At 40.0% G+C, this 21984-nt stretch carries 22 protein-coding genes; 14 read left to right on the forward strand and 8 right to left on the reverse strand.

The features are described from left to right. Positions 1–13 precede the first annotated feature (13 nt). The 5 genes from HUN22_RS03945 to HUN22_RS03965 all read right to left on the reverse strand — a co-directional run bounded on the left by HUN22_RS03945 (position 14) and on the right by HUN22_RS03965 (position 4206). Complete coding sequence (locus tag HUN22_RS03945) at positions 14–1081, reverse strand: zinc-binding alcohol dehydrogenase family protein (RefSeq protein WP_174726590.1); 1068 nt, start codon at positions 1079–1081, stop codon at positions 14–16. A 5-nt stretch (positions 1082–1086) separates the two neighbouring features. Beyond that, complete coding sequence (locus HUN22_RS18325; RefSeq protein ID WP_174726591.1) at positions 1087–1980, reverse strand: AvrD family protein; 894 nt, start codon at positions 1978–1980, stop codon at positions 1087–1089. 54 nt (positions 1981–2034) lie between these two features. Further along, positions 2035–2712 carry an AAA family ATPase gene (locus tag HUN22_RS03955; RefSeq protein WP_174726592.1) on the reverse strand — a complete coding sequence of 226 codons (678 nt, stop codon included), beginning with the start codon at positions 2710–2712 and terminating at the stop codon, positions 2035–2037. 83 nt (positions 2713–2795) lie between these two features. After that, on the reverse strand, positions 2796–3413 hold the full coding sequence (locus HUN22_RS03960) for an FMN-dependent NADH-azoreductase (RefSeq protein WP_174726593.1): 618 nt from the start codon (positions 3411–3413) through the stop codon (positions 2796–2798). Between the two features lie 91 nt (positions 3414–3504). Further along, entirely contained in the window at positions 3505–4206 is a 702-nt protein-coding gene (locus tag HUN22_RS03965; protein ID WP_174726594.1) for an SDR family NAD(P)-dependent oxidoreductase, read from the reverse strand. Positions 4207–4284: 78 nt separating this feature from the next. Here HUN22_RS03965 and HUN22_RS03970 point away from each other — a divergent pair, with 78 nt between their 5' ends. The 6 genes from HUN22_RS03970 (at position 4285) to HUN22_RS03995 (ending at position 8280) form a co-directional block, all read left to right on the forward strand. Beyond that, a complete protein-coding gene (locus HUN22_RS03970) occupies positions 4285–4872 on the forward strand; it encodes a TetR family transcriptional regulator (protein WP_174726595.1) in 588 nt (195 codons plus the stop codon). A 431-nt stretch (positions 4873–5303) separates the two neighbouring features. Beyond that, complete coding sequence (locus HUN22_RS03975) at positions 5304–5807, forward strand: DUF2867 domain-containing protein (RefSeq protein ID WP_174726596.1); 504 nt, start codon at positions 5304–5306, stop codon at positions 5805–5807. A gap of 80 nt (positions 5808–5887) precedes the next feature. After that, entirely contained in the window at positions 5888–6589 is a 702-nt protein-coding gene (locus HUN22_RS03980; protein ID WP_174726597.1) for a DUF1003 domain-containing protein, read from the forward strand. 113 nt (positions 6590–6702) lie between these two features. Beyond that, positions 6703–7368, forward strand: a complete 666-nt coding sequence (locus HUN22_RS03985; RefSeq protein ID WP_174726598.1) for an RluA family pseudouridine synthase — start codon at positions 6703–6705, stop codon at positions 7366–7368. Positions 7369–7496: 128 nt separating this feature from the next. Next, positions 7497–7874, forward strand: a complete 378-nt coding sequence (locus HUN22_RS03990) for a ribonuclease E inhibitor RraB (RefSeq protein WP_174726599.1) — start codon at positions 7497–7499, stop codon at positions 7872–7874. Positions 7875–7902: 28 nt separating this feature from the next. Further along, a complete protein-coding gene (locus HUN22_RS03995) occupies positions 7903–8280 on the forward strand; it encodes a nuclear transport factor 2 family protein (RefSeq protein ID WP_174726600.1) in 378 nt (125 codons plus the stop codon). A gap of 44 nt (positions 8281–8324) precedes the next feature. Here the strand turns inward: HUN22_RS03995 and HUN22_RS04000 are convergent, their stop codons facing one another. Beyond that, positions 8325–10415 (reverse strand): TonB-dependent receptor, encoded by a 2091-nt coding sequence (locus HUN22_RS04000; protein WP_217488075.1) that lies wholly within the window; start codon positions 10413–10415, stop codon positions 8325–8327. A gap of 74 nt (positions 10416–10489) precedes the next feature. On the opposite strand from HUN22_RS04000, the gene HUN22_RS04005 reads away from it, so the two are divergent. Further along, positions 10490–11635: a DUF1624 domain-containing protein gene (locus HUN22_RS04005; RefSeq protein WP_174726601.1), complete on the forward strand. Its 1146-nt coding sequence runs from the start codon at positions 10490–10492 to the stop codon at positions 11633–11635. Positions 11636–11675: 40 nt separating this feature from the next. Here HUN22_RS04005 and HUN22_RS04010 read toward each other — a convergent pair whose 3' ends face one another. After that, a complete protein-coding gene (locus tag HUN22_RS04010; RefSeq protein ID WP_001247568.1) occupies positions 11676–12143 on the reverse strand; it encodes an Lrp/AsnC ligand binding domain-containing protein in 468 nt (155 codons plus the stop codon). 136 nt (positions 12144–12279) lie between these two features. Here HUN22_RS04010 and HUN22_RS04015 point away from each other — a divergent pair, with 136 nt between their 5' ends. From HUN22_RS04015 to HUN22_RS04035, 5 genes are all read left to right on the forward strand, one after another. Continuing rightward, positions 12280–13545 (forward strand): D-amino acid dehydrogenase, encoded by a 1266-nt coding sequence (locus HUN22_RS04015; protein ID WP_031947066.1) that lies wholly within the window; start codon positions 12280–12282, stop codon positions 13543–13545. Between the two features lie 20 nt (positions 13546–13565). Further along, positions 13566–14669 carry an alanine racemase gene (gene alr / locus HUN22_RS04020; protein ID WP_174726602.1) on the forward strand — a complete coding sequence of 368 codons (1104 nt, stop codon included), beginning with the start codon at positions 13566–13568 and terminating at the stop codon, positions 14667–14669. Between the two features lie 10 nt (positions 14670–14679). Further along, the gene (locus HUN22_RS04025) at positions 14680–15039 is read left to right on the forward strand and encodes a RidA family protein (protein ID WP_000071347.1); all 360 of its coding nucleotides are present in this window, start codon (positions 14680–14682) and stop codon (positions 15037–15039) included. Positions 15040–15201: 162 nt separating this feature from the next. Further along, positions 15202–16641 carry an amino acid permease gene (locus tag HUN22_RS04030; protein WP_174726603.1) on the forward strand — a complete coding sequence of 480 codons (1440 nt, stop codon included), beginning with the start codon at positions 15202–15204 and terminating at the stop codon, positions 16639–16641. Positions 16642–17012: 371 nt separating this feature from the next. Then, positions 17013–18446 (forward strand): amino acid permease, encoded by a 1434-nt coding sequence (locus tag HUN22_RS04035; protein ID WP_174726604.1) that lies wholly within the window; start codon positions 17013–17015, stop codon positions 18444–18446. A gap of 55 nt (positions 18447–18501) precedes the next feature. Here HUN22_RS04035 and HUN22_RS04040 read toward each other — a convergent pair whose 3' ends face one another. Further along, entirely contained in the window at positions 18502–19383 is an 882-nt protein-coding gene (locus tag HUN22_RS04040; protein ID WP_087090546.1) for a LysR family transcriptional regulator, read from the reverse strand. A gap of 166 nt (positions 19384–19549) precedes the next feature. On the opposite strand from HUN22_RS04040, the gene HUN22_RS04045 reads away from it, so the two are divergent. Both HUN22_RS04045 and mmsB read left to right on the forward strand, forming a co-directional pair. Next, positions 19550–21067, forward strand: a complete 1518-nt coding sequence (locus tag HUN22_RS04045) for a CoA-acylating methylmalonate-semialdehyde dehydrogenase (RefSeq protein WP_174726605.1) — start codon at positions 19550–19552, stop codon at positions 21065–21067. Positions 21068–21078: 11 nt separating this feature from the next. Further along, on the forward strand, positions 21079–21969 hold the full coding sequence (mmsB, locus tag HUN22_RS04050) for a 3-hydroxyisobutyrate dehydrogenase (protein ID WP_174726606.1): 891 nt from the start codon (positions 21079–21081) through the stop codon (positions 21967–21969). Positions 21970–21984: the final 15 nt, after the last annotated feature.

The following is a 21984-nucleotide window of genomic DNA, read 5'->3' on the forward strand; positions in this document are numbered from 1 at the left end:
CTTCTATGTTGCTTTAACTTTGCTTTTCATTAACCACTACAATTTTGCCAATTGTCTTATTAGATTCAACCAACTGGTGTGCTTGCTTAATTTTTTCAGCATTAATAGGAGCTAGAGATGTAAGTCTTGGTGAAATAATAATATTTTGATCAATTAGCTTTGCAATATGATCTAAAATTTCAGATTGTTTTGTCATATCTGTAGTTTGAAAACTAGAGCGTGTAAACATAAGTTCCCAATGGAATGAGAGGCTTTTTTTCATCAATAGATTGAAATCTTGCAAATGAGAAAAAGGCACAATATTACAAATCTTTCCAAATGGCTTAGTAATACTTGGCAGAATATTAAAATATGAATCTGGTGAATTGCAGATCAAAACATAGTCGACCTCAGAGTAACCCAATTTGGATAATTGAGTTGGAATGTCTTGAGTGTGATCTATAATATGGTCGGCACCTAATTTCCGACACCAATTACTCGTTTCTTGCCGTGAAGCTGTAGCGATAACTGTCAACTGTGGAACAAGTTTAGCAAGTTGAATTGCCATTGAGCCTACGCCACCAGCACCTCCAATCACTAATAAAGATCTTGATTTATTGGTATGTTGAAGCTGGCTGTTTGAATGAGTAGAGCTAATCTGAAGTGATAGTCTTTCAGCTAATGCTTCCCATGCAGTTAATGATACTAAGGGAAGAGCTGCCGCATCTTCTATAGAAATAGTGGTAGGCGCATGAGCAATTAATCTTGAGTCAATTGCATGGTAAGTACAATTACCTCCGGAACGGCTAATATCACCTGCATAATAGACCGTATCTCCAATTTTAAATTTTTCAGAAACATGTGAACCCATTTCACTAATAGTTCCAACAACATCCCATCCTAAAACTGTAGTTTGGTTATCTTTAGTTTTTCTACGTCGCGCACGCGTATCGGCAGGGTTAATTGAAATTGCTTGAACTTTTACAATAACATCGTGAGGCAGTGCTTGTGGGTAAGGAATCTGAACATCCAGAAATGAATCTGGATGTTCAAGTTCTAATGGCTCACAAATAGCAACTGCATAATTTATTTTGCTATTCATAGGAATTAAGAAATATGAGGGAGTTGATGAGTAACACTACAAATAATTTTTGTATTACCAAGAATTGAATAGATATCGGCTTTTCGCCAATCATGGTCGCCCGCTTTATAGCGTCTCACATTATCTAAACGAGTAAAGATAGGGTGAGAAGCATCCATATTTGGTCGATCTGATAGAAAGTGAATTTCTGTCTTTTTCATCCATAAGGTATTACTTTCAGCCCGACTAATTGAATCTAATTGGTAAAGCAAAATTTGCCCAAGCTGTAAACCGACTGAAAATAAACAAGATGTTGACCAAGGTTCAACATTCTCATTTAAAATTCGTTTGTTATTTACCAATGCAGAAGCTTTAAGTTCATCCACATTAATCATAACGTCGTTAATTTCTAGTGGAGTTTTGAGGTATTCCTCAAATTCACTCGGTTCCATTTTGCTTGCGTCATTTTTATAAAGAATCTCAATACTCATATTTGAAATATTTAGATTCATTACATTGTTATCACGACCTGCTTTAGACACGCTTCCACTAATCGCAATCTTATCAAAGTCAGATTCAATCGGGCTTTTACCTGCACGAATCACCATCTTATGGATTAGCTTTTTATAACAAATTGTACGGTTGTGGATTGTCTGAATTAGTTGATCAAACGTGAGCAAAGCAAGCTCAATAATATCGATTGTACTTAAATGCGGTTTTTGGCTTCCATTGTTTTTGATAGACCATGTTTGAGGCAAAACAACCTTGCCTAAACAACTGAATTTATTAGTTTCTATATCATCGGATTCATACTGAAAATTATAGATGTCATGAGAACTGTTAATATATCCTGCGCCAAAATAACGCGTATTTTTATCACCTAAAAATTCATCAACTTCTTTGAAAAATGATAGGTTCACTTCACACCTCTATGATGTTTGGATGTTGAATGGCTGTTTTATTTAAAATGAAATTTACATAATTAATGTTTTGTATTTTTCATTAGCCGAAGCGATTGATTCCTCAATTGTTTTCACAGGTTTAATATTTAAAATTTCTGAAATAGTATTTGCGCGTTGCTCCAAAGTACCACCGACAATGTAGTATTTGATTCCCAACTCATCAAATGTTTCTTTTAAAAGATCATCTGATGCTGAACGGAATAATTCATTGACTGGTCGATGCCCATCTTTTGCTAAAGGAAGTTCATTTGGTAAATGAATGAAGGCGTCAAATGATTCTTTTACATGGCGCTTAAATACTTTACCTAATTCGCTCATGATACTTTCGAAATAAGCGAGTTCAGCAGTTTTAGAGACTGTTTCACCCTGTTTTAAATCGATTGATTGATTTGGATTCATGCCATATTTGACTCGAACACTTCCATAAATCCACTCTTGTAAAGAACAACCATCAGAAATAAAGCGCTCTTTATGCTTATATTCATGAATCACACGATCCATGTGCCTAGTGATAATCATTTGAATTAGTTCGGGAGAGCTGACTTCTTCAAGTGTTTTACCAGGTGCCGCATGAGGCAAGATTTCACGCATTGTTCTTGCTTCTGTACGAGGGAGATTTAGATAATCACTGATGATTAATGAAGTTAAAGTTTTACCAGATGAATAGGTGCCTGTTAAGCCAATACGCATTATTATTACCTTCTTCTTAGAATTTATTATTAAGCTAAGTTGTCGAGGTTTATTAGAAAGTTAATAAACCTCTTTATGTGTGATTAAGCGATTAATTTCTCAATATCACTCATCACTTCTTTCTTTGTTTTTTCATAGTCTGTATTAAGTACAGTTGGTGAAATACGGATATTTTCAATATCGCTTACACCAATGAATTTTAACCAGTCATTGAGGTAAGGTGTTGCAAAGTCAGAGCCAAAGTTATTAGAAATTCCTTCGTAGTAAACACCACTTGCCACTACTAAATACGCTTTTTTACCAGTTAACAAACCTGTGTAACCTGTAGAAGGGTCAAAGCCAAAAGACCAACCTGGTTGAGTTACAACGTCGATAAGCTGTTTTAGGATATAAGGAATATTGTTGTTCCAAAGAGGAACATTAAATACATAGATGTCGGCAGATGCAAAACGGTCATAAACCTCTTTGATTTTTGTCCATGCTTCTTTTTCTTTAGAGTTTGAATCTTGTCCAGTAAATAATGCCATTTTGGCCCCCACAGCATTTTTATCGAACGCAGGTAGATCATCTTCAAAAAGATTGAACTCATCGATAACTAAATCACTATGCTTCGCTTTAAGCTTAGCAATTACTTGTTCAGCAATAAGTAGTGATTGGCTATTCTCACCACGAGTTGATGAGTTGATATGAAGTACTTTCATAATTTCCTCTATATTAGAGATGTTGTTAAGATATTGTTATTTAATAAATATTTTATCTATTAAATGTCTTTTTGATAATGAATTCTAAAATTTAAGCGACTTTAATCGTTTTACCGCACAATACAGAGGTTTCTTTCTTATGTTGTTGTAGGGTCCAAAACTGCTCTGCAATCGCTTCTGGATGTACTGTATAAGCTTTATCTTCTGATCCTAGTGTTCCATCTACAAAGCCATTCACAATTACTTGGCTCACGTAAACATTTGAGTCAGCGAGACTATGAGCAAGCAAGTTGGTGGTTTTATATTGGGCTGCGGCAGCAATTGCCAAAGATGAGTATTCTTTGGCAACTAAGTCTACACCGACTGAATCGAGCGCAAATATTCCATTTGTCGACAATATACTTCCTTGATTTATTTTTAAATCATTTAAACAAGCTTGTACGGTCGCAATATAGCTTGAAACTCGAATGTGAAAACTTTTAGTCAGATCGAGTGGATTGGCTTCTAATAAATTTCCTTCGATTTCATGGAAAGCATTCCAGTGAATATTTTTAATCTCTCCAAATTGATTTTTAATTTTTTTGATGAGTTCCGGAATATTTTCAATATCACTTAGATCACTTGAAAATGCATAAGCTTCAATATTATGTGTATTGAGTTCCAGAACAGCCTGTTTAAGTTTCACAGCATTTCGTGCAACTAAACCAACTGAGTAACCCTCTCTACCAAAGCGATATGCAACGGCTCTAGAAATTCCTGTTCCATAACCAAAAATTATAATATTGTTGCGCATTATGATGTTCCAAAAATCCAACTAATTGGTTGGAAGTACCTTATAATATTTTTTTATAATATATGCAAGAGGAAAATTATGTCTTGGGATACGGAAGGGACGAAACAAAAGATTCTAGAGGCGGCAGTCGGTGAATTTGCTTTGCAAGGCCCCGATGGCACGACGATTGATAAAATTGCAAAGATTGCAGGTGTTAATAAGGAGCGTGTCTACAATTATTTTGGTCCTAAAAAAGAACTATTTGCCGTTGTTTTAAGTAATGAATTAATTAAAGTTGCTAAAGCTGTACCGCTTAAATCCTTTGAAGAAGAAGATATTGCTGAGTACGCAGGCCGTGCTTATGACTATCATTGTGAGCATCCGGAACTTAGTCGTTTATTACTTTGGGAAGGGTTGATTTATTCTTCACAAGAAGTACCAAATGAAAGTAGTCGTCGTGAGAACTATAATTATAAAATTCAAGCAATTAAAAAAGAACAAGATGAAGGCAGGGTGACGGATGACATTGAAGCTAGTTATTTAACTTTCCTGATTTTAGCTCTTGCGAATAGTTGGTTTATGCTGCCTCAAGTCGCCAGAATGTTAACTCCTGTAGAAGATGCTGATAATCATGAAAAACGTAGAGCGATTATTATTGAATCGGCTAAGAAATTGTTAGCTAAATAATCTCTAAGTTGATTATACAAGTCTTTTGATTGGTAAAATAAACCGAAAAACACAAATAAAGTGGAATTTAAAATTAACTAATTATCATGAAATGGGAATATATTCTTTTTAATTTGAATTTTTGAGTAAAAATTACCAAAAATATTTAAAATTAGCTGTTCTTAGAAAAACAATCCCACAGGGTGCTGGCTAAACTATATCTCAAGGGTGTGATAGGGATCGAAAAGAGTAGCATGCACCAAAACGTATAACGTTAGTGTGTACTCACCCAAAAGGTCTCGATTCGGCTTAGGACGCTATAGATCAAAAGTTTATAGGCATAAGGTTCTAACTTACAAAGTTATAATTGTTGAAGTAAACCATAGACGGTTTCCCTTGACACCCTAAAAAATTCTCTATAATAAAAACGATACTTTACAAGAATATAATTCATGAATAAGCCTTATCTTTCTACCTTGCCGCATGACAGCCAAATCTCATCTCAATTGAACAATGCTTACTTCCACGACTCGTGGAGTATTGTGCTGGGTCAGCCCGACCTGAATGTATTTGAGCAGCTTATTAAATTGTTCCAGCATACTCCGCAGTGGATAGAGTGGAGTATGAATCTACGCAATAAAATTACTTCAAAGATTGGACTTAAAGATTTAGGAAGTTTTAAGCAGATTGATTCGAATAAAAAAGAAAATGAATATATTGCAGGTGATCGGATTGGAATTTTTACCTTGTTACAACGTACCGAAAATGAGTTAGTCATTGGAGATGATGATAAGCATTTAAATGTGACTTTATCTATTTATAAAAATGAAGATACCCAAGTGCTTACAGTGACCACAGTGGTACATATTAAAAATCTGCTTGGGCGATTGTACATGGTGCCTGTAATTCCTGCCCATCGAAAAATAGTACCAGCGACTTTACAGATTTTAGGCTAGATTACTATTCTTATTTACGATGTGATCAGCCAAAATTGTTTATATAATAATCTTATTATCATAATAACGAGCTGAATAATATGGAGAATAAAAATCAGTTTCGGCAGTGCGCCGTTTGTGGAAAGAGCTTTCCCTTAAAAGATCTTGTGTCTGGTGAAGTCATTCGTAATGTCATCAGTGATGAAATTATAAAAGATCATCCAGACTGGACTTACTCAAGCTTTATTTGTCGAGCAGATCTGGCAGATTATCGAATTAAATATGTTCAGTCGCTATTACGCTCGGAGAAAGGCGAATTATCTAATTTAGAAAATGAAGTGATTGGCAGTATGCAACGGCATGAGCTGATTAGCCGAAATACAGAAACAGATTTTGATCAAAAATGGACCCTTGGAGAAAAACTAGCAGATAAAATAGCCACTTTTGGGGGAAGTTGGGCATTTTTAATTTGTTTTGCTCTATTTTTAATAGGCTGGATTATTCTAAATACAGTTGTGATGGTAGTACGTCCTGTTGACCCTTATCCTTTTATCCTGCTGAATCTAGTGTTGTCATGTTTAGCTGCAATTCAGGCGCCGATTATTATGATGAGTCAAAATCGCCAAGAAGCCAAAGACCGCTTACGTTCTCAACATGACTATCAGATTAATTTAAAAGCCGAGCTTGAGATTCGTCATTTGCATGAAAAAATGGACCATCTTTTATCGCATCAGTGGGAAAGACTTGCGCATATTCAAGAAATTCAGCTCGATCTTTTAGCTGAAATGAATAAAAAACGATAAAGATTTTTCCGAGTTTCACGTGGAACATGAGTAAAGCGTTATAGATTGTTTTTGCGGTAGATCCGAAATTTCTTTATGATTTGCCGCCATGCTCCATTGCTGTTTCTACGACCATGCCTTTAAACGACAATTTTTTTTACACTCCACCACAAGATCCGCTTTCAATTCTATTTGAAGATGATGATTTGATTGTGGTTGATAAACCTGCGGGCTTGTTGTCGGTGATGGGTCGTTTACCTGAGCATCATGATAGCGCGTATTTAAGGGTACTGGAAAAGTTTCCTTTAGCAAAGGTCACGCATCGTTTAGATATGGCGACATCGGGCTTACTTATGTTTGCTAAACATCGTGATGCAGAAGTTGCAGTAAGTAAAATGTTTCAGGCCAGAACAGTTAAAAAACACTATATTGCATTAGTTCAAGGTCAAGTTGCAGAAGAGGGTAGTGTTGAAGTTCCACTCATTACTGACTGGGAAAATCGCCCAAGACAAATCGTGCATTTTGAATTAGGCAAACATGCTAAAACCTTATTTGAACCTCTCATCTATGATGAAAAAACAGATCAAAGTCGAGTATTACTTGAACCAGTAACAGGGCGTTCGCATCAGCTACGTGTGCACATGATGCATATTGGACATCCGATTATGGGTGACAAGCTTTATCATCCTGAGCCTAAACGCTTTCATTTAAACCGCATGGCATTACATGCTGCATATTTGGCTTTTCAACATCCATTAAATGGAACGGATGTAGTGATTGAATCGCAAGTGCCTTTTTAAAATTTATATACAATTAAAAATTTAATTTGATGCAATTGGGAACGGAATATATACCCAAACTGCAATAAAAGTCGGGTATTCTTGATGTCGAATAATATTAATACGGCAACAACAACAAGGATCACTTTATGACTCGTGACTACGAACAATTTCCAGATGACGATAATGGCAATGTACTTTGGCAAATGGCTGAAGATGGGGATGATTTAACAGAGTTGCATGAAATTGAATTTTCTATTGCTTTTCAAGATCAGAAAAACGCAGAGCAATGTGCACTCTATTTATTGTACCAAGAACAAAAAGTTTCACTTTTCCAAGATGACTCTGTTGAGCCAAATGAATGGGTGATTACGATCTTTGTCAACATGGAACCTGAGTACTCAGATATTGTTGACTTGGAACAATGGTTTGTCAGCATCGCTGAGAAATTTCAGGGCGAATATGATGGATGGGGCTGCATGGCTTATGTCTTCGAGGAAGACGAAGAAGATGACCTGTTGCAGTAAGGTCTAAAATAAAGAGTCGGGGATAAATATGAACTTATCTCAAAAACAAATTGCAGTACGGTTTTTAGAGCTTGCCGCAGCTGGAGAAGTTGATGAAGCTTACAGCAATTACACAGCCCCGGACTTCAAGCATCACAACCCTTATTTTGCGGGTGATGCGACTTCTTTGAAGGAAGGAATGCGTGAAAGTGCAATTGAAACTCCTAACAAAGTTTTTGATGTTCAACATGTCATTGAAGAGGGAGATTTGGTTGCTGTGCATTCAAAACTTGAAATGCAAATGAACGGCTTAACCACCTTGGCCGTGGTTCATATTTGTCGTTTTGAAAAGGGCAAAATTGCTGAGTTTTGGGATATTGGGCAAGTACAGCCCGCCCCACTCGTCAATGAAAATGGTATGTTCTAATAAAAAAGCCCGAAAGTTTTCGGGCTTTTTTATGTATGGATGAATTAAAATTTCCACTGTGCCGAAATTGAAGCATTCAGTGGTTCTCCGGGTTGAACCCATAAATCGCTATAGCTTGAGACATAGTAGGTTTTATCGAATAGGTTATTCACATTCAGCTGATAGCGTAAGCGGTCAGAGGGGGCATAGTAGCCATTTAAATTGACCAGCGTATAGCTTGGTAAATTAAAGCCATTATCAAGGTTATGTCCGCTGCGCTCGCCCACATAGGTAAGATTAGCACCTACACCTGCTTTTCTTGCGCCTTCTTGTAGAAATTCATAATTGGTGCTTACTGAGCCTTGGTGTTTTGGAACATTGCTTAGACGTGCACCTTTTGCCAAGTCTTGGTCTTTTTCAATTTGAGCATCGGTATAGCTATAATTGGCATTAACGAACCAGCGGTCATTGATCTGACTATTTAAGTCAAACTCAAGTCCTTTACTGCTGACTTCGCCTGCTGCAGTTTGAAAATTACTGTCGATAGGGTCTGTCGTCAGTACATTTCGTTTTTTCATTTTAAACAAAGCGAGACTCAGCACACTTTGGTCGTTTATTTTATATTTAGTGCCGACCTCGTAGCTTTCACCTTTTTCAGGAGCAAAGGTCTGACCAGTTCGATTCATACCACTATTCATGGCGAATGAGCGGCCATAGTTGGTATAAAAAGCCCATTGGTCAGAGGCTTTAAAATTTACTCCGAAACGTGGACTATTCTGGTGAAGTGTCTGGTTGTCATCGGTCTGTTTTATATGATTTTTAAAGTCTTGCTCGACCTGATCAAAACGATTGCCGAATAGCACACTCCATTGATCATTGAAAAAGATCTGGTCTTGTACATTCAGTGCAAAGTAACGCTGGCGCTCTTTGGTGTCGGTAAACGGAGCTAAGCTAGGTAAATATTTGCCATATTCAGGTTGGTAAATATCAATTGTGTTTGGTGACTCTGTGCTGTGGTTGCGACGAAGCTGGTTTTGCTTATAGTCGAGTTGACCAAGCTCGGTTGAAAATAAAATTTCATGACGAGCCCAAGACGTATCAAATTTACCAAGCAATTCTGTCTGAGCCAGCACATCCTCACTTTGATAATCACGATAGCGGCGTTGGCGCTCTAACGTACGTCCATCGACTTGTATACGTCGTGGTTCGGTTGCAAAGCCGACCATTTGAGCGTCTTTATAACTAACAGCACTATTTAGTTTCCAGTCAGGGTTAAACTCGTGACTAAGACGTACTTGGTAAAAGTAATCTTTTATTTTCAAATCGCCGTCATCAGGTTCACCTGTAAAGGTTTCTGGGTCCATCACAAACTGGTGATTGACTGTGCTTACCCCGCGGTCAAAGGTTCCTTTGTGCTCTGTAAATTCACTGTCAAAGTCGAGTTGCGTTTGGTCTGAAATTTTCCATGTGAGCTGGGGTGAAAAGAACCAGCGTTCACTGCTAACATGATCACGAAAGCTTTGATTATCTTCATGAGCCACTGCTAAACGATAGGCCAGTTCATCGTTAATAGGGGCAGTATGCTCCAGACTTATTCGATATTGTTCTTGGGTATTGGCACGTAGGTTAAGTTCACTTTCGCTTTCCCACTGTGGTTTTTTACTATTTAAATTGAGTAAACCACCTGTTTCGCCGCGGCCATATAAAGCTGCCATTGGCCCTTTTAAGAACTCTAAAGATTCAATATTGACGACATCTTTTGGAGCACTAATCCCTCGGTTGACACTCAAACCGTTACGGATCATAGAGGCACCTAAATTGGGGTCGGTACTAAAACCACGGAAAGAGTAATTATCCCAAAAGCCGCCACCAAAACTATTTTGATGAAAAACACCGCTGACCAAAGTCAATGCATCATCAATCCGTTGAACGTCTTGCTGTTCTATCATTTGTTTAGAAACAAAAGCACGGTTAAAGGGGACATCTAAAACATCGTGAGTAAATTTAGTCACCGAGCTATTTTGACTCACATCTTCTAGGGTGCTTTCAGCCTGAACACGTATGGTCTCCAGTACCGTTGATGTTTCTTCTGCCCAAGTGAGTGTAGATATAAACGATAGTCCTAACGAAGACAACAATCCTAATTTGTGTTGCATAAGTGGTCAGCCATAAAAGACAAAATGAATTAAATGTAATACTATAACGTTACAGTATTTTGTTGATTATTACTATGCCCTTAGAAAAGAATATTGAGCGTTTACAGTCGATTGATGCCTTGCGTGGTCTGGTCATCCTGATTATGTTACTCGACCATGTGAGAGAAACCTTCTATTTACATAAGCAGGTTATCGACCCAATGGACGTAACAGTAACAGAACCTGCCTTATTTGGTAGTCGGTTGTTGGCACATATTTGCGCTCCGGTTTTTGTGCTGTTAACCGGAATTTCTGCATTTTTATTTCATTCAAAAAAACAAGATTTACAGCAAACTCGGGCTTTTTTATTAAAACGCGGCTTATTTTTGATTATGCTAGAACTTACGCTTGTGAATTTTGCATGGACAGCGACTTTTCCGCCTGAAGTCATTTATTTACAGGTAATTTGGGCAATTGGTATTAGCATGGTGGTTTTGGCTTGCTGTGTAAGTTTGCCGTTACCAGTCATTGCGGGCGCAGGGTTGGTGATTGTTTTTGGGCACAACTTATTAGATTCAGTACACTTCTCACAAGGCGTCTTACAAAATATATGGTTCGTTTTACATGATCGTGGCTGGCTTGAGTTTGCGGGTATCAAGCTTCGTACAAGTTATCCGGTTTTACCTTGGATTGGCGTGATTTTATTGGGCTATGCGCTAGGTCAGTTCTTTAGTTCAAAATATTCAGCAAAGCAAAGAAGTCGCACTTTACTCAGCCTTGGTTTAGCAAGTATTGGGTTATTTGTTTTACTACGGTTTATCAACGTCTATGGTGACCAGCCGTGGCAGCATTTTGAGTCATTACAACTGACGGTAATGAGCTTTTTTAACCTCACCAAGTATCCACCGTCTTTGTTATTTATTTTGCTGAATGTTGGAATTGGCTTGCTTGTGCTTGTTGCTTTTGAGCGCATGCAGCAATATTCATTTCTAAAACCATTGGTCGTGTTTGGTTCGGTTCCGATGTTCTTTTATTTATTACACTTATATGTGTTGAAATTGATGTATGTGTTCGCACTCAGTGTGTGGGGAACCAACTACGGAAATTATTTGTCGGTGGGCCATGTGTGGATGTTGTGGTTAATCACAATTGTGTTGTCTTTTGCGCTTTATCCAGCAGTTAAGTGGTTCTCGAAGTTTAAGCATCAAAACAAACATATTCCGATTTTAAAATACTTCTAATTTTCAAAAGGTGAGTAAAGCGAGTTCAAGAATGCTCGTTTTACTTGCTTACATCTAAATACAGAGTTTCTTTGACTTCTTCCATGACCACATAACTGTGTGACGATGCCGAAGCGGGGAGTTTCTTTAACAGATCTCCCAATAAGCGGCGGTATGCGCTCATTTCTTTTAAACGTGCTTTTACAAGGTAGTCAAATTCACCTGAAATAAGATGACATTCGAGCACTTCAGGAATCTCAACTAAGTCTCTGGCTACCTGATCAAATACATCACCAGATTTAGCAGATAACTTAATTTCTAAAAAGACCAGCAGATTACGGTCCACATAGGCTGGGTTTAGCCGGGCGTAATAACCCATGATAATACCATCGCGTTCAAGACGTTTTACACGCTCTGAACAGGGGGTAGTCGATAGGTTGACTCTCGATGCCAATTCACTAATCGCAATTCGTCCTTCACGCTGCAAAATGTCCAGAATCATGCGATCGATACGATCTAAAGGGCGCATAGATATTTCCTCTTTTTTTTAAATTCTCGCGAGAAAAACATAAATTTACCTAGATTATACCCTGAAAAACAGTGAAATAAACTATTGAAGCAGAAATATACTAGTTAAATAAACTGGTGTGCGTGAGGGAATGGAAATGCGCGTAATTGTATTAGGTAGCGGCGTTATTGGAGTGGCAAGTGCCTATTATCTAGCTCAACAAGGAGCTGAGGTCACTGTTCTTGACCGTCAGGCAGGTCCTGCTGAAGAAACAAGCTTTGGTAATGCAGGTCAAATTTCGCCAGGGTATTCGACCCCTTGGGCAGCACCAGGAATCCCTTTTAAAGCTGTGAAGTGGATGTTCCAACACCACGCACCGCTTGCGATTAATTTAGATGGCAGCATGTGGCAGTTACAGTGGATGGCGCAAATGCTAAAAAACTGTAATCCACAAAGTTATGCTGTGAACAAAGAACGTATGATGCGTGTGGCTGAATACAGCCGTGACTGCTTACGTGAACTCAGAAAAGATACAGGCATTAATTACGAAAACCGTGCGAAGGGCACTTTGCAGTTATTCCGTAAAGAAGCGCAAATGGAAGCGGTTCAACGCGATATTAGCGTGCTACAAGAATGCGGCGTAAGCTACGAATTATTAAATGGCAATGAACTTGGTCGTGTAGAGCCAGCGTTGGCAAATGCGCAAGATAAACTCGTGGGTGGTTTGCACTTACCAAATGATGAAACAGGTGACTGTTATTTATTTACCAATGCTTTAGCTCAAATTGCTAAAGAGTTGGGTGTTAACTTCCAGTTCAACCAGAACGTAGAAAAATTGATTGTTGAAGGCGATGAAATTAAGGGCGTTCAGGTCAATGGTAAAGTTTTAACTGCTGACCGTTATGTTTTAGCGTTTGGTAGCTATTCACGTGATTTCTTGAAACCACTTGATCTACAGTTACCTGTATATCCTGTGAAAGGTTACTCGTTGACAATTCCTATTGTTGACCCTGCTTTTGCTCCGCAATCTACAGTGCTTGATGAAACCTATAAAATTGCGATTACTCGTTTCGACCAACGTATTCGCGTAGGCGGTATGGCAGAGCTAAGCGGTTTCAATTTAGGTTTAAATGAAGACCGCCGTGCAACCTTGCAAATGGTGACTCAGGACTTGTTCCCGGGTGGCGATATGGCACAGGCGTCTTTCTGGACTGGTTTACGTCCAATGACTCCAGACAGTACCCCAATTATTGGTGCAACTCGCTTCAAAAATCTGTTCTTGAATACAGGTCACGGTACTTTAGGTTGGACCATGGCGTGTGGTTCAGGAAAATTAATCAGTGACATCGTATTGAATCATAAGACTGATATCAGTACCGATGGCCTTTCAATTCAGCGTTATTCACACGCGCACGCGGCATAACGGACGTTAGGAAAGTAATCATGCCTCGTCCTATTACCGCAGTCATCCACCGTCAAGCCTTACAAAATAACTTGGCGGTGGTACGCAAGGCTATGCCAAACAGTAAGGTCTTTGCCGTTGTAAAAGCCAATGCTTATGGACACGGAATTGAACGCGTTTATGAAGCATTTAAAGCAGCAGATGGCTTTGCCTTACTTGATCTTGATGAAGCAAAACGCATTCGTGCTCTAGGTTGGACAGGTCCAATTTTGTTGCTCGAAGGAGTTTTCTCTCCTCAAGACTTATTTGATTGTGTGCAGTATCAACTCAGTTTCACCATTCATAGTGAAGCGCAAATTGAGTGGGTAGAAAAGCATCCTTATGCGGCTCAATTTGATGTTTTCTTGAAAATGAACAGCGGTATGAACCGTCTTGGTTTTAAACCACAGCATTATGTGCAGGCTTGGGAACGTTTAAATAATTTGGCAAATGTCTCCAAGATTACGCACATGATGCATTTTTCGGATGCAGATGGCGATCGTTTTGGTCAGCAGGGTATTGATTATCAAATCAATGCTTTTGAAGAAATTGTTAAGGATTTACCGGGTGAAAGATCGGTAAGTAATAGTGCGGCAATTTTGCGTTATCAAAACCAGCTTAAATCAGATTATGCACGTAGCGGCATCATGCTCTATGGTAGCTCGCCAGACTATCCAACGCATAGTATTGCGGATTGGGGCTTACAACCGACCATGAGCTTACGCAGTGAAATTATTTCCGTTCAGCATTTAGATGCGAATGAAAGCGTAGGTTATGGCTCAAACTTTGTCGCAGAGCGACCCATGACGATTGGGATTGTAGCGTGTGGCTATGCCGATGGTTATCAGCGTATTTCACCGACAGGTACGCCTGTTTTAGTGGACTCTGTCCGCACTCGTACAGTCGGCCGTGTCAGCATGGATATGTTGGCAGTCGATTTAACCGGCATTGAAAGTACCAAAGTCGGCAGTGAAGTGGTGCTTTGGGGCCAATCAAGTACAGGCGTCGTTTTACCTATTGACGATGTCGCAGTTTCATCCGGTACGGTGGGTTATGAACTGATGTGTGCCGTCACCGCCCGTGTTCAATTTATTAATCAGGTATAAGGAAATCCGAATGTCGAATTCAGATATACAAAAGATTAACACTAACGAAGTCATGAGCGCCGTGACTGTTTTTAACAAAGTGGTTTATCTGTCAGGTCAGGTACCTAAAAATACCGAACAAGATGTGGCAGGCCAAACTCGTGAAATTCTTGCAACGATTGATGAACTTTTGGCATTAGCCAATACAGATAAATCTCGTTTGCTCTCTGCACAGCTCTATCTAAAAAATCTTTCTGACTTTTCAACCGTAAATGCAATTTGGGTTGATTGGTTAAAAGGGTGTGTTGCTCCATCGCGTGCCACAATTCAGGCCGATTTGGTTAATCCAGACTGGCTCATTGAAATTGCCGTGACGGCAGCACAAAAGTAATTCGTTTTTACTCCAAAAATGATGATGTATCTAACAGAAGGAAGATAGATACGGTTTAACCAGTCATTTTTTGGTGAACAGATTCAGTGACCTATGGCATACGGTTCGATTTTCGCCATAGGTTGCTGATCTTAACAAAGGAATTCAAAAAGGAATTTTAATATGACAACGGCTCGTCATTCAGATACAGAAAATTCTCCTGATCATCTGCAACGAAAACTGTCTAACCGTCATTTACAACTGATTGCAATTGGCGGTGCGATTGGAACCGGCCTATTTATGGGCTCAGGTAAAACTATCTCCCTCGCAGGTCCTTCAATCCTTTTGATCTATATGATCATTGGAGGAATGTTCTTTTTCTTAATGCGTGCAATGGGCGAGTTGCTCCTTGCAAATCTGCATTACAAATCTTTTGTTGATATGGCTCATGACTTGATCGGTCCTTGGGCTGGTTATTATTTGGGCTGGACCTATTGGTTAGGTTGGGTGTTGGTGGGTATTGCGGACCTTTCAGCGGTCATCAACTATTTAGGTTTCTGGCTGCCCGATGGCGCGAGCTTTTCTCCAACACAACAAGCCATGATTAGTGCTGGCTGTGTATTGTTTGTGATGGGTCTTAACCTCCTAACAGTACGCCTATTTGGTGAAATTGAATTCTGGTTTGCTCTTATTAAGATCTTGGCGATTATTGGTCTGATCGGAGTTGGCGGCTACATGATTTTCAGCCATTTCCAAGCTCCGCAAGGCGCTGATGCCAGCATTAGTAATGTCTGGTCGCATGGCGGTTTATTCCCGAAAGGTACAGAAGGCTTCTTGGCAGGATTCCAGATTGCCGTATTTGCTTTTGTTGGGGTGGAACTCGTAGGTACAACAGCTGCTGAAACCAAAGATCCGCAAAAGAACTTGCCGAAAGCAATTAACGCGATTCCGGTACGTATTATTTTGTTCTATGTATTGGCACTTTTTATTGTGATGTCGGTAACACCGTGGGATCATATTCGTGCAGACAAGAGTCCGTTTGTTGAGTTGTTCTTAAATGCAGGTATTCCTGTTTCAGCCATCATCATGAACTTGGTGGTGCTATCTTCAGTGATGTCATCAATGAACAGCGGTGTATTTTCAACCAGTCGTATGCTATTCGGTTTATCAAAAGATGGTCAGGCACCGGGTGCATTTGGCCGTTTATCAAAACGTGCAGTACCTTCAAATGGTTTGATTTTCTCTTGTACGTTTATCATGGGTGGGGCGGTACTTCAGTACTTTGTTCCAAACACCATGGAAGCATTTACTTTAGCAAGTTCACTCTGTGTGATTCTATTCATTAGTGTCTGGAGTCTCATCATGGTGTGCTATTTACGCTATCGTAAATTACGTCCTGAATTACATGAAAAATCAACTTTTAAAATGCCGGGCGGCGTTTGGATGAGCTATATTGTTTTGGCATTTATGCTTTTCACTTTAGTCATCTTGGCGCTAGAGCCAGATACTTTAAAGGCTTTATATGTCAGTCCAGTATGGTTAATAATTTTGGGTGTTACCTATCATGTGTTGTATAAACCACGCATGAAAAAGCTAGGACGTGAACTCGTCAACGATCATTAAGTTTTATTAAAAAGCCAATCAATCATGATTGGCTTTTTTTATTTTTATTGGATTTTTTATCGGAATAATATTGTTTATTTTTGGATCAATAGAGCAATTTGGAGGGTGTTGGCAAAGTACATCTAGCAGGATCACATGCTACACTTCGGCTAATCTGGAACCCCAGATTGATTAATTAAAATTGCCGTGAAGGCAGTACATAAATAATGTGACTTAAAAAAATCAGGACAAACGATTTATCAATTAAGGAAAAAATATACTTGAACATCTTGTCCTGAGGTATAGACTCAGCAACCCTCGATATACGGTTCGTTTTTCTCCCTATAGGTTGCTGATTTTAAGTTAAGCAAAATATAAAAAGGACTTCTAATATGACAATTGTTCATCATCCAGATGAGGCAAATTCCCCTGATCATTTACAACGGAAATTAAATAATCGCCATCTACAAATGATTGCAATTGGCGGTGCAATTGGAACGGGTCTATTTATGGGCTCGGGCAAAACCATCTCCCTCGCAGGTCCTTCAATTCTTGTGATTTATATGTTAATTGGTGGCATGTTCTTTTTTCTGATGCGTGCATTGGGCGAACTACTGCTTGCCAATTTACAGTACAAATCTTTTGTTGATATGGCATATGACTTAATCGGGCCATGGGCCGGTTATTATTTGGGCTGGACCTATTGGTTAGGCTGGGTGTTAGTGGGTATTGCGGATCTTTCTGCCGTCATTAACTATTTAAGTTTCTGGCTGCCCGAAGGCGCCAGTTTCTCACCCATACAACAGGCCATGATTAGTGCAGGCTGTGTACTATTCATTTTAGGGCTTAACCTTCTTACGGTGAAGTTGTTTGGTGAAGTTGAATTCTGGTTCGCACTCATTAAGATTTTGGCCATTATTGGCCTGGTTGGAGTCGGTGGTTACATGATTATCACTCATTTTCAAGCTCCACATGGAGAGGTTGTGAGTGTAAGTAATGTGTGGTCGCATGGCGGCATATTTCCAAAAGGCGTAAGCGGATTTTTGGCAGGCTTCCAGATTGCCGTGTTTGCCTTTATTGGCGTTGAGCTGATAGGTACAACAGCGGCTGAAACGAAAGATCCAGAGAAAAATCTACCGAAAGCAATTAATGCGATTCCAATTCGTATTATTTTATTCTATGTATTAGCACTCTTTGTGGTGATGTCAGTGACACCATGGGATCACATTCGCGCAGATAAAAGCCCGTTTGTTGAGTTGTTCTTAAATGCGGGTATTCCAGTTTCTGCCATCATCATGAACTTAGTTGTGCTGTCTTCGGTGATGTCTTCTATGAACAGTGGTGTGTTTTCAACCAGTCGTATGCTGTTCGGTTTATCGAAAGATGGTCAGGCGCCAAGTGCTTTGGGGCGTTTATCAAAACGTGCCGTACCTTCAAATGGTTTAATCTTCTCATGTATTTTCATTATGGGCGGGGCGGTGCTTCAGTACTTTGTTCCCAACACCATGGAAGCATTTACTTTGGCAAGTTCACTCTGTGTGATTCTCTTTATTAGCGTATGGCTTTTGATCATGGCGTGCTATTTACGTTACCGTAAGTTGAGTCCAGAGTTACATGTCAAATCGACCTTTAAAATGCCGGGCGGGGTGTTGATGGTGTATGTCGTTATTGCATTTTTCTTATTCACTTTAGTGATTCTGGCATTAGAACCAGATACCTTAAAAGCATTATATGTCAGTCCATTATGGCTAGTTGTTTTAAGCGTAACTTATTTTGTGTTCTATAAGCCACGTATAAGAAAATTGGGTCAAGAAACTTTTGATTAATTATTCATAGTTTCAAAAAAGCCAATCATCAGTGATTGGCTTTTTTATTTGTTATTTAATCAACCAACAAATGTTGGTATTTATCGGCTTGTTTGCGTAAATAATCCCAAACTAACTTAATGCGCGGTTCATGCTGTAAATCAACAAAGGTCAGCATCCAAAACGTGTGGGTAAAGCGAACTTGTTCAGCTAAAACGGTTTCAAGCTCAGATTTATCCTCTGCTAGAAATTTGGGCAAAATCGCAAGTCCTGCACCAGCGCTCACTGCAATTTGTTGGGCCAAAATACTGCTGCTACGGAAGTTGGCGTTAAGCTTTAATGGTAAACGTTCTAGACAATACAACTCAGGGCTATATACCAGATCATCAATATAATTCACAAAACGGTGTTGGGTTAAATCTTCTAAACCGCGAATGGGTGGGTTTTGCGCTAGATAGTTTTGGCTACCATAAATCTTTAAACAATAGTCTGATAACCGCGTAATGATATATGGCCCAGAAGTTGGGCGGTCAATTGACACCACAATGTCGGCCTCACGGTGCGAGAGCTTAATCATTTTCGGCACTGGAATCAGGTCGATGGTGAGCAGTGGATATTGAATAGAGAACTCAGCCAGTAAGCGGGCTAAAAACGCAGTGCCAAAACCTTCAGGTGTGCCAATTCGCACACGGCCTTGCAAAGGTTGATGTGGTTTTTCAATTTGTAAGAAAGCTTGTTCCATTTGCTCAACTCGAGGAACCAGTGCCATACCTTCGAGTGTCAACTCATAACCCGTCGCTTCACGCTTAAACAGTGTGGTACCCAAAGCAAGTTCTAGAGCCTGAATCCGTCTAGCCACCGTACTGTGCTCGACACCAATAATCCGCGCAGCATTGGTTAGGGTTTTAGTCCGAGCTAAAACCAGAAAAAAATGTAGATGATCCCAATCCACTTTCATTTTTGTTGTCATCCTTGTGCATATTTGCACAACAATCGTGCATGAATTTCCGTTGGTGGTCAAAGTTTTCTTTGCTAGTCTCAATTGAAACTGAAATAAAGAAAATACGCAGCAAAAGTATTTTCTAATAATTGAACACAATAAAAATATCGCCTACGGAGAGGTTATGAACACAATCCAAAAAATCGAATTGGAAACCGCTAAATTACTCATTAACGGAAATTTTATCGAATCTGAAACACAGGAATGGCAAGACATTGTTAACCCTGCGACTCAGGAAGTGATTGGTCGTGTACCATTTGCAACGGTTAAAGAAGTTGACGCTGCTATTCAAGCTGCACAAGATGCTTTTGCTTCTTGGCGTCAGACCCCAATTCAGGCACGTATGCGCATCATGCTCAAGCTACAAGACTTGATTCGTGCCAACATGAAAGAAATTGCACAGGTATTGACGGCTGAACAGGGTAAAACCTTGGCAGACGCTGAAGGAGATATTCAACGTGGTCTAGAAGTGGTTGAACATGCGTGTTCGATCGGCACTTTGCAAATGGGTGAATATGTTGAAGGTGTTGCGCGTGGTGTAGACACGTATACCTTGCAACAACCTTTGGGTGTCTGTGCGGGTATTACGCCGTTTAACTTCCCTGCCATGATTCCACTTTGGATGTTCCCAATGGCAATCGTATGCGGCAACACCTTCGTTTTAAAACCATCAGAACAAGATCCGTTATCCACCATGATGCTGGTTGAGCTTGCGATTCAAGCAGGTGTTCCAGCAGGTGTGCTCAACGTTGTGCATGGCGGCAAAGAAGTGGTTGATCGTTTGTGTACACATAAAGACATTAAAGCGATTTCATTTGTAGGTTCAACAGCGGTTGGAACACATGTTTATAACCTTGCAGGACAACATGGCAAACGTGTGCAGTCGATGATGGGTGCAAAAAACCATGTAGTTGTTATGCCTGATGCCAATAAAGAGCAAACTTTAAATGCTCTAGTCGGCGCAGCGTTTGGTGCAGCTGGGCAACGTTGTATGGCATTGTCTGTTGCAGTCATGGTCGGTGACAGCAAACAGTGGATTCAAGAGTTAGTTGAAAAAGCGAAAACCTTAAAAGTAAACGCAGGTCATGAGCCAAATACTGACATTGGCCCAGTCATTTCAAAACGTGCTAAAGCACGAGTGCTGGACTTAATTAATAGCGGTGTTGAGCAAGGCGCAGAGTTACTACTCGATGGTCGTGATGTTCAAGTACAAGGTTATGAGTCAGGTAACTTTGTCGGCGCGACGATTTTTAGTGGCGTAAATATCGACATGCGTATTTATAAAGAAGAAATCTTTGGCCCTGTTCTTTCCATTATTTGTGTAGATACCCTTGAGGAAGCGATTGCTCTTATCAATGCCAATCCATTTGGTAACGGTGTAGGTCTATTTACCCAAAGTGGTGCGATTGCACGCACTTTCCAAAACCTCATTGATATTGGTCAAGTCGGTATCAACATTCCAATTCCTGTACCAGTCCCATTCTTTAGTTTTACCGGTTCAAGAGGCTCAAAACTGGGTGATTTGGGACCATACGGCAAACAGGCTGTGCAGTTCTATACCCAAACTAAAACCATTACCAGTCGCTGGTTTGAAGATAGCCATGAAGTTGGCGGTGTAAATACAACAATTAGTTTACGTTAAGGGGATCACGGATGAATATCGCCTTTATCGGTCTAGGGAATATGGGCGGAAGAATGGCCCATAACCTACTCAAAGCCGGACTCAATGTTTATGGTTATGACCTCAGCGAAGTTGCTATTCAGCACTTTGCCGAGGCAGGTGGTGTGGTATGCGACAGCCCACAGGCGGCAGCCAAACAAGCTGATGTGGTCATTACTATGTTGCCTGCTGCAAAGCATGTTAAGGAAGTTTACTTGGGTGAAAATGGTGTATTGGAAGTGCTAAAAGCAGGTAGCTTATGCATTGATAGCAGCACCATTGACCCGCAAACCATTAAAGACATTGCCGCTGTTGCACATAGCAAAAATATTAAAATCTGTGATGCACCAGTTTCAGGTGGAACCATTGGAGCGCAAGCAGGAACCTTAACCTTTATGGTGGGTGCCGATGATCAAACCTTTAACGAAGTAAAACCTGTACTTAGCCACATGGGCAAAAACATAGTTCATTGTGGTGATGTTGGAGCAGGCCAAATTGCCAAAATCTGCAATAACCTGATTTTGGGTATTTCAATGGCAGCGGTGGCCGAAGGTATGGCACTTGGTGTGAAACTCGGCATCGACCCACAAGCATTGGCCGGCGTCATTAACACCTCAAGCGGTCGTTGCTGGAGCTCAGATGTGTGTAACCCATGGCCGCATATTAATGAAAATGCCCCAGCATCTCGAGGTTACCAAGACGGCTTTGCGACTCAGCTGATGCTGAAAGATTTAGGACTCGCTGTAGAGGCCGCGGGCCAAGTCAAACAGCCAGTTGTATTAGGTGGCATGGTACAGCAGCTCTATCAGCAAATGTGCATGCGCGGGAATGCCAATCTCGATTTTTCGAGCATTATTCAGCAGTACCTGCCCCAAGAGGCATAACGATAAAGCCAAAGG

This window comes from Acinetobacter lactucae, assembly GCF_013344765.1.
Lineage (GTDB): Bacteria > Pseudomonadota > Gammaproteobacteria > Pseudomonadales > Moraxellaceae > Acinetobacter > Acinetobacter lactucae_A.